The sequence below is a fragment of the Vibrio sp. 10N.286.49.E11 genome, assembly GCF_041469505.1.
Classification (GTDB): domain Bacteria; phylum Pseudomonadota; class Gammaproteobacteria; order Enterobacterales; family Vibrionaceae; genus Vibrio; species Vibrio crassostreae_C.
Map to the genome: position 1 here is coordinate 1 of NZ_JBFRKQ010000104.1, position 9,340 is coordinate 9,340.

6 protein-coding genes are annotated in these 9,340 nt (G+C 44.9%); 5 read left to right on the forward strand and 1 reads right to left on the reverse strand.

Annotation, left to right across the window (positions count from 1 at the left end; all coding sequences use genetic code 11):
* Positions 1-67: 67 nt before the first annotated feature.
* Entirely contained in the window at positions 68-958 is an 891-nt protein-coding gene (gene nadC, locus AB4167_RS20880; protein WP_016783773.1) for a carboxylating nicotinate-nucleotide diphosphorylase, read from the reverse strand.
* Positions 959-1,041: 83 nt separating this feature from the next.
* On the opposite strand from nadC, the gene ampD reads away from it, so the two are divergent.
* The 5 genes from ampD to lpdA all read left to right on the forward strand — a co-directional run bounded on the left by ampD (position 1,042) and on the right by lpdA (position 9,200).
* Positions 1,042-1,641 (forward strand): 1,6-anhydro-N-acetylmuramyl-L-alanine amidase AmpD, encoded by a 600-nt coding sequence (ampD, locus tag AB4167_RS20885; RefSeq protein WP_016783774.1) that lies wholly within the window; start codon positions 1,042-1,044, stop codon positions 1,639-1,641.
* Positions 1,642-2,122: 481 nt separating this feature from the next.
* Positions 2,123-2,884 (forward strand): pyruvate dehydrogenase complex transcriptional repressor PdhR, encoded by a 762-nt coding sequence (gene pdhR / locus AB4167_RS20890; RefSeq protein ID WP_016768209.1) that lies wholly within the window; start codon positions 2,123-2,125, stop codon positions 2,882-2,884.
* A gap of 62 nt (positions 2,885-2,946) precedes the next feature.
* On the forward strand, positions 2,947-5,610 hold the full coding sequence (aceE, locus tag AB4167_RS20895) for a pyruvate dehydrogenase (acetyl-transferring), homodimeric type (RefSeq protein WP_016768210.1): 2,664 nt from the start codon (positions 2,947-2,949) through the stop codon (positions 5,608-5,610).
* Between the two features lie 30 nt (positions 5,611-5,640).
* The gene (aceF, locus tag AB4167_RS20900) at positions 5,641-7,527 is read left to right on the forward strand and encodes a pyruvate dehydrogenase complex dihydrolipoyllysine-residue acetyltransferase (protein ID WP_016794569.1); all 1,887 of its coding nucleotides are present in this window, start codon (positions 5,641-5,643) and stop codon (positions 7,525-7,527) included.
* 242 nt (positions 7,528-7,769) lie between these two features.
* Entirely contained in the window at positions 7,770-9,200 is a 1,431-nt protein-coding gene (lpdA, locus tag AB4167_RS20905; protein WP_010435969.1) for a dihydrolipoyl dehydrogenase, read from the forward strand.
* Positions 9,201-9,340 lie beyond the last annotated feature (140 nt).

A 9,340-nucleotide genomic window follows, 5' to 3' on the forward strand; every position in this document is an offset into this window, starting at 1 on the left:
CGATGAACCATAAAAAAGGCACCGTTATCAACAGTGCCTTTACAGAAATTAATTATTATTCAGTCAATTACGCTTTGAATCTCATTGATAGATCCATTGCTTTTAGGTGCTTAGTCAGCGCACCTACCGAGATGTAATCAACACCCGTTTCAGCGAACTCTGCGATAGTGTCTAATGTGACGTTACCTGAGTTTTCTAATGCGGCACGGCCAGCGTTGATTTTAACCGCTTCACGCATCATGTCGGTAGTGAAGTTGTCTAGCATGATGATGTCTGCGCCGGCGTTGATTGCTTGCTCTAACTCTTCTAGGCTTTCTGTTTCAACTTCTACAGGCTTACCCGGGTTTAGCTCTTTTGCTGTTGAGATAGCTTTCTCAATACCACCACATGCGATGATGTGGTTTTCTTTGATTAGGTACGCATCAAAAACGCCAATACGGTGATTGAAACCGCCACCACAAGCGACTGCGTATTTTAGTGCGCTGCGCAGGCCAGGGATCGTTTTACGAGTATCTAACAGGCGGCACTCTGTGTGTTTGATTTTGTCAGCGTAGATAGCTGTTGCTGTCGCACAACCAGACAGTGTTTGAATGAAGTTCATTGCGTTACGCTCACCGGTTAGTAGTGCGCGTGCTGGGCCGGTTAGGGTGCAAAGCGTTTGGTTTGGCTCAACCTTATCGCCGTCTTCTACGTTCCACTCGATCGTTACTTCACCGCCCAATTGCTTAAACACTTCATCAGCCCAAGCTTTACCACAGAATACGCCGTGTTCACGAGTAATGATGGTCGCGCTGTTGATTGCGTCTGCTGGGATTAGACTTGCCGTAATATCAGCCGCTGGATCGAGTGTTCCGCCTAGATCTTCTCGGATAGTCTCAGCGACTGCACGAGTGATCTCTAGAGGCAGTTGCTCTTTTAAGTAGTCAAGGCGTTGGTGGCTGTTATGTGTGTTTTTCATCGCAAATCTAATCTTGAAAGGGAGTGGGAATGGAATGATACTCTTGCTTAACTTCAAATTAAAGAGGCTAGCACGACGGCTCGATGGGCAAAGTCACAATCTATTGTGTTAGCGGAAAAGAAAGTGAGATTAAGATGACGATCAGCTCCAACGGATGGTATGACAACGCTCGGCATGTTCCTTCCCCGTATTTTGATGCTAGGCCTAGTGTTGATGATGTTTCTTTGCTGGTGGTTCACAATATTAGTTTGCCTCCCGGTGAGTTTGGAGGCCCGTATATTGAACAATTTTTTACTGGGAAATTGAACCCCGCTGAACACCCGTTTTTTCAGGTGATTCACCAAATGGGCGTGTCTGCCCATTGTTTGATTCGTCGTGATGGTGAAGTGGTGCAGTTTGTTTCGTTCTTAGACCGAGCTTGGCATGCTGGCCAGTCGAGTTTTGCTGGGCGTGAAAAGTGTAATGATTACTCTATTGGTATTGAACTCGAGGGCAGTGATTTTGCGGCTTATACCGAGCAGCAGTATCAATCCTTGTCGCAGCTGACTGAAACTCTAATGTCGAATTTTCCAGAGATCACAGAACAACGCATCACAGGACATCAATATATTGCCCCCTTGCGTAAGACTGACCCTGGTTTGGTTTTCGACTGGCAGAAATTCAAAAGAAAGCTCAAGGCCTAAGCTTCGAGTTTTAAATGGTGTTACTGACAGCTAGGTGTGAATAATCAACGCCTAGCATAATGACTTGTGAATTTTTGTTGTTGCTATGTAAATAAAGTGGTTGGGAGCTAAGCATCAATAAATCCAGAGTGTGACGCGCTTATCAAACGCCTAAATATTAAGACTTATGAACAGAATTTCTGTCTCTAATGTGCGCTCGGTTCGATTTTTGACCTAGTTTGACTAATCTTTCTGAAACAATTCATTTTTATCCTGAAACTTTCTAGCACGAATCCTCCCCAAAAGTATTACCCCTGTAAATGGTAAGACCAATTTGGTTGCTGTTTTAAATTTCATTTGTTAAATCACGGTTAATTCACACTGCATTCTATGATGCAGGTCAATTTTAGACTGGACAGTGGCGTTTTAATTATGTTAATTTCTGCGCAACTTAAAATTGGTATTACCAATTGTCAGCGAAGAAAAAGAAGAATAACAAACTATGGCTTATCAAAGGATTCGTCAGCCAAAACTCTCCGATGTTATCGAACAAGAGTTAGAAAGGTTGATTGTGGAGGGAACACTGGCTCCTGGGCAGCAGCTGCCACCAGAGCGCGAACTGGCGAAACAGTTCGATGTGTCTCGTCCTTCAATTCGAGAAGCCATACAACGTTTAGAAGCAAAACGCTTGCTTACTCGCCGTCAAGGTGGAGGTACGTTTGTGAGCGAAAATATCTGGAAAAGCTTTTCAGATCCTTTGCTTAATTTGTTGTCATCCCATTCTGAAACCCAACTAGACTTGTTGGAATCGCGTCATGCGATGGAAGGGATTTCGGCTTACTTTGCGGCATTGCGTGGTACTGATGAAGACTTTGCTCGAATTCAAGCATGCCAAGAAAAGATTCATGGTGCGCAAGATAAGGGTGATATTGAAGCCGAATCTGCAGCAGTGATGGCTTTTCTTATTGCTTTAACAGAGGCTGCACACAATGTGGTGTTATTGCACATTGTTCGTAGTTTGGCTCCGTTACTCGAACAAAACGTCTTAGAGAATTTAAAGCTGTTGCATCGTCGTAAAGACGTTGTGGAGAAAGTGAGTATACATCGAGCTAACATTGTAGATGCGATTGTTTCAGGGCAGCCAGAACAGGCACGTGAAATGTCACATTCTCATTTAGCTTACATCGAAGAAACATTGCTGGATTTGACGAAGGAAGAGTCGCGTCGCGAACGTTCTCTACGTCGAATTCAACAGGGTAAATAGCCGTAATACTTCGGCTTTTTACGTGTTTAGTAGAATCCAACTAACAAAAAGGATAGATCGCCATGTCTGACATGAAGCATGACGTTGATGCTCTGGAAACTCAAGATTGGTTAGAAGCTCTTGAGTCAGTAGTACGTGAAGAAGGTGTAGAACGTGCACAGTTTTTACTAGAACAAGTTCTAGATAAAGCGCGTTTAGATGGTGTTGATATGGCTACAGGCATCAACACAAACTACATCAACACAATTCCAGCAGCACAAGAGCCAGCTTACCCTGGTGACGTAACTCTTGAGCGTCGTATTCGTTCGATTATTCGCTGGAACGCAATCATGATCGTATTGCGTGCTTCTAAGAAAGACCTAGACCTTGGTGGTCATATGGCTTCTTACCAGTCAGCAGCAGCGTTCTATGAAGTATGTTTCAACCACTTCTTCCGTGCTCCAAACGAGACTGACGGTGGCGATCTAGTTTATTACCAAGGTCACATCTCTCCAGGTATCTACTCTCGTGCATTCGTTGAAGGTCGTCTAACTGAAGAGCAGCTAGATAACTTCCGTCAAGAAGTTGATGGTAAAGGTATCCCTTCTTACCCGCACCCGAAACTGATGCCTGAGTTCTGGCAATTCCCGACAGTATCTATGGGTCTTGGTCCTATTTCTGCGATCTACCAAGCGCGCTTCCTTAAGTACCTTGACGGCCGTGGCCTGAAAGAAACTTCAGCGCAACGCGTATACGCGTTCCTAGGTGACGGTGAGATGGATGAGCCAGAATCACGTGGTGCTATCTCTTTCGCTGCGCGTGAGAAGCTAGACAACCTATGTTTCCTAATCAACTGTAACCTACAGCGTCTAGACGGTCCTGTAATGGGTAACGGTAGCATCATTCAAGAACTTGAAGGCCTATTCAAAGGCGCAGGTTGGAACGTTGTTAAAGTTATCTGGGGTAGCAACTGGGATTCACTACTGGCTAAAGACACTACTGGTAAGCTTCTTCAACTAATGAACGAAACTATCGATGGTGATTACCAAACATTTAAATCTAAAGATGGCGCATACGTACGTGAGCACTTCTTTGGTAAGTACCCAGAAACAGCTGCACTCGTTGCTGATATGACTGATGACGAAATCTTCGCTCTTAAGCGTGGTGGTCACGATTCTTCTAAACTGTTTGCTGCATTCAACAATGCAAAAGAGACAAACGGTAAGCCAACGGTAATCCTAGCTAAAACTGTTAAAGGTTACGGCATGGGTGATGCAGCTGAAGGTAAGAACATTGCACACGGTGTTAAGAAAATGGACATGACTCATGTTCAACACCTGCGTGATCGCCTAGGCCTTGAAGACCTACTATCAGATGAGAAAATCGCTGAACTTCCATATCTAAAACTGGAAGAAGGTTCTGCTGAATACGAATACATGCACGCGCGTCGTAACGCTCTACACGGTTACACTCCAGCACGTCTTCCTAAGTTTACACAAGAGTTCAAGGTTCCTGAGCTAGACGCATTCGCACCTCTACTAGGTGAGCAGAAGCGTGATATCTCTACAACTATGGCTTACGTACGTACGCTAAACATCCTTCTTAAAGATAAGAACATTGGTAAGAACATCGTTCCTATCATCTGTGATGAAGCACGTACATTCGGTATGGAAGGTCTATTCCGTCAGGTTGGTATCTACAACCCACACGGTCAAGATTACACTCCAGAAGATAAAGGCATCGTTTCTTACTACAAAGAAGCAACGTCTGGTCAAGTTCTTCAAGAAGGTATCAACGAACTAGGTTCTATGGCTTCATGGGTTGCTGCTGCAACGTCATACAGCACAAACGATCTACCGATGATCCCGTTCTACATCTACTACTCAATGTTCGGTTTCCAACGTATTGGCGACATGGCATGGCTAGCAGGTGACCAACAAGCTCGTGGCTTCCTACTGGGTGCTACTGCTGGTCGTACAACGCTAAACGGCGAAGGTCTACAGCACGAAGATGGTCACTCGCACATCATGGCGAACACAGTACCTAACTGTATCTCTTACGACCCAACGTTTGCTTACGAGTTAGCGGTAATCATGCAAGACGGTATCCGTCGCATGTACGGTCCTGAGCAAGAAAACGTTTACTACTACTTAACAGTAATGAACGAGAACTACGCAATGCCAGCAATGCCAGAAGGCGCTGAAGAAGGCATCCGTAAAGGTATTTACAAGCTTGAATCTCACGCTGGTGCTAAGGGCAAAGTTCAACTAATGAGCTCTGGTACTATTATGAACGAAGCGCGTAAAGCGGCTGCAATTCTAAGTGAAGAGTACGGCGTAGCATCTGACGTATTCTCTGTAACGTCGTTCAACGAACTAACTCGTGATGGTCAAGCGGTAGAGCGTGACAACATGCTTCACCCAGAAGCGGAAGAAAAAGTACCGTACATCACAACTGTTCTTGGTAAAGAACCTGCAATCGCAGTGACTGACTACATGAAGAACTACGCTGAGCAAGTACGTGCGTACATGCCAACTGAGTCTTATAAAGTACTTGGTACAGATGGTTTCGGCCGTTCTGACAGCCGTGAAAACCTACGTCGTCACTTCGAAGTTAACGCTGGCTACATCGTAGTTGCAGCGCTAACTGAACTGGCTAAACGTGGTGATATCGAGAAATCTGTAGTTGTTGAAGCAATTGCTAAATTCGATATCGACACTGAAAAAACAAACCCACAATACGCTTAATACAGCGCTTAACTAGAAGGTAAATAAGCAATGGCAATCGAAATTAATGTACCTGACATCGGTGCGGATGAGGTTGAAGTTACTGAGATTCTTGTAAGCGTTGGCGACAAGGTTGAAGAAGAGCAGTCTCTGATCACTGTTGAAGGCGACAAAGCTTCTATGGAAGTTCCAGCGTCTCAAGCAGGTATTGTTAAAGAAATCAAAGTAGCTGAAGGCGATTCTGTTTCTACTGGTTCTCTTATCATGATTTTCGAAGCCGAGGGTGCAGCTGAAGCTGCACCTGCTCCAGCAGCAGAGGCAGCTCCAGTAGCTGCGCCTGCAGCGGCAGCAGCGGCAGAGCTTAAAGAAGTTCACGTTCCTGATATCGGCGGTGATGAAGTTGAAGTAACTGAAATCATGGTAGCTATCGGTGACGCAGTAGAAGAAGAGCAATCTCTTCTTACTGTTGAAGGTGACAAGGCTTCAATGGAAGTACCTGCACCATTCGCTGGTATCGTTAAAGAAATCAAGATCGCTTCTGGTGATTCAGTATCTACTGGTTCTCTAGTGATGGTATTTGAAGTGGCAGGTTCTGGCGCTCCAGTTGCAGCAGCTCCTGCTCCAGCACCAGTTGCAGCGGCTCCAGCAGCATCTGCTGAGAAAGAAGTGAACGTTCCTGATATCGGTGGTGACGAAGTAGAAGTTACTGAAATCATGGTAGCGGTTGGCGATACAGTAGAAGAAGAGCAATCTCTAATTACTGTTGAAGGCGACAAAGCTTCAATGGAAGTGCCTGCACCATTCGCTGGTACAGTAAAAGAGATCAAGATTGCAGCTGGTGACAAAGTGTCAACTGGCTCTCTAATCATGACTTTCGTTGTGGAAGGCGCAGCTCCAGTAGCAGTAGTGGCTTCCGCTCCAGCACAAGCAGCAGCTCCGGCAGCAGCACCTGCACTTAAAGCAGAAACAGTAGCTCCAGCAGCTGGCGACTTCCAAGAGAACGGTGACTACGCGCACGCTTCTCCTGTAGTTCGTCGTCTTGCTCGTGAATTTGGCGTTAACCTTTCTAAGGTTAAAGGTACTGGTCGTAAGAGCCGTATCCTTAAAGAAGACGTTCAGTCTTACGTTAAAGATGCACTTAAGCGTCTTGAGTCTGGTGCAGCGGCATCTGGCAAAGGCGGTGACGGTTCTGCTCTTGGTCTACTACCATGGCCAAAAGTTGACTTCAGCAAGTTCGGCGAAACTGAAGTTCAGAAGCTTTCTAAGATTAAGAAGATCTCTGGCGCTAACCTGCACCGTAACTGGGTAATGATCCCTCACGTTACACAGTGGGACAACGCAGACATCACTGAGCTAGAAGCATTCCGTAAAGAACAGAACGCAATCGAAGCGAAGAAAGACACTGGTATGAAGATCACTCCACTTGTGTTCATCATGAAAGCTGTTGCTAAAGCGCTAGAAGCATTCCCAGCATTCAACTCGTCTCTTTCTGACGATGGCGAAAGCATCATTCTTAAGAAGTACGTAAACGTGGGTATCGCAGTTGATACACCAAACGGCCTAGTTGTTCCTGTTTTCAAAGATGTGAACAAGAAAGGTATTTACGAGCTATCTGAAGAACTAATGGTTGTTTCTAAGAAAGCACGCTCTGGCAAGCTAACTGCGGCAGACATGCAAGGCGGTTGTTTCACAATCTCTAGCCTTGGTGGTATTGGCGGTACTGCATTTACACCAATCGTAAATGCTCCAGAAGTCGGTATCTTAGGTGTATCTAAGTCTGAGATTAAGCCAGTTTGGAATGGTAAAGAGTTCCAACCACGTCTACAGCTTCCACTGTCTCTATCATATGATCACCGCGTGATCGATGGTGCAGAAGGTGCACGCTTCATTACTTTCTTAAACAGCGCACTATCTGACATTCGTCGTCTAGTTCTGTAATTGAGAAAGTAATTATTAAGGTGGCTTTCGGGTCACCTTAATTCTTTATATAAAGACTATTTTTAGAGAACAGTTTCCCGCATTTCTAAGAAAGCGAGAGGGAATTGTTGTCTAGCTCACAGGCTAACTTAAAGCTACTTTCACACTGTTAACATCTCTGTAAAATGTTTCCTGTTTGAAAGCCCAATAATTTTAAGAACATCTACTCAGCCTGTTAGGGATAATGACTACAAGAGGTCACAATGAGCAAAGAAATTAAAGCCCAAGTTGTTGTACTTGGTTCAGGTCCTGCTGGTTACTCAGCTGCATTCCGTTGTGCGGATTTAGGTCTAGAAACAGTACTAGTTGAACGTTACAGCACTCTTGGTGGTGTATGTCTAAACGTTGGTTGTATTCCATCAAAAGCACTTCTTCACGTTTCTAAAGTAATCGAAGAAGCTAAAGCGATGGCAGAGCACGGCGTTGTATTCGGCGAGCCACAAACTGACATCAACAAGATTCGTATCTGGAAAGATAAAGTAGTTGATCAATTAACTGGCGGTCTTGGCGGTATGGCTAAGATGCGTAACGTTACTGTTGTTAACGGTTTCGGTAAGTTCACTGGTCCTAACAGCATTCTTGTTGAAGGCGAAGGTGAAGCAACTACGGTTAACTTCGACAACGCAATCATTGCTGCGGGTTCTCGCCCAATCAAACTTCCTTTCATCCCACATGAAGACCCACGTATTTGGGATTCTACGGATGCACTAGAACTAAACGAAGTACCTGAAAAACTGCTTATCATGGGCGGCGGTATCATCGGTCTTGAGATGGGTACGGTTTACCACTCTCTAGGTTCTAAAGTTGAAGTTGTAGAGATGTTCGATCAAGTTATCCCTGCTGCGGATAAAGATATCGTTAAAGTTTTCACTAAGCGCATTAAGAACAAGTTCAAGCTAATGCTTGAAACTAAAGTGACTGCTGTTGAAGCGAAAGAAGACGGTATCTACGTATCAATGGAAGGCAAAAAAGCACCAGCTGAAGCTGAGCGCTACGATGCTGTTCTTGTTGCTATCGGTCGTGTTCCAAACGGTGCACTTATCGACGCTGAAAAAGCGGGTATCGAAGTTGATGAGCGTGGCTTCATCAATGTTGATAAGCAAATGCGTACTAACGTTCCTCACATCCACGCGATCGGTGACGTTGTTGGTCAACCAATGCTTGCTCACAAAGGTGTGCATGAAGGTCACGTAGCTGCTGAAGTTATCTCTGGTAAGAAGCACTACTTCGACCCTAAGGTTATTCCATCAATCGCGTACACTGAGCCAGAAGTTGCTTGGGTAGGTAAGACTGAGAAAGAAGCGAAAGCTGAAGGCATCAACTACGAAGTTGCTACTTTCCCTTGGGCTGCTTCTGGTCGTGCAATCGCCTCTGACTGTGCAGACGGCGTTACTAAGATGATCTTCGATAAAGATACTCATCGCGTAATCGGTGGTGCTGTTGTTGGTACTAACGGTGGTGAACTTCTTGGCGAAATCGGCCTAGCAATTGAAATGGGTTGTGATGCAGAAGATATTGCACTTACTATCCACGCTCACCCAACTCTACACGAGTCTGTTGGTCTAGCTGCGGAAGTATTCGAAGGTTCAATCACTGACCTTCCAAATAAGAAAGCAGTGAAAAAGAAAAAGTAAATACTCTTCATACTTGAAGCCGCAGCGTTGTTAACTGCGTAAGTTCACCCTAATCACATAGTAAATCTATGCTCATAGGGCAGAACTTTAGTTACTTAACAAAGAAAGGGTCGCCTAGCTGCAACTCCAATTATTTTGAG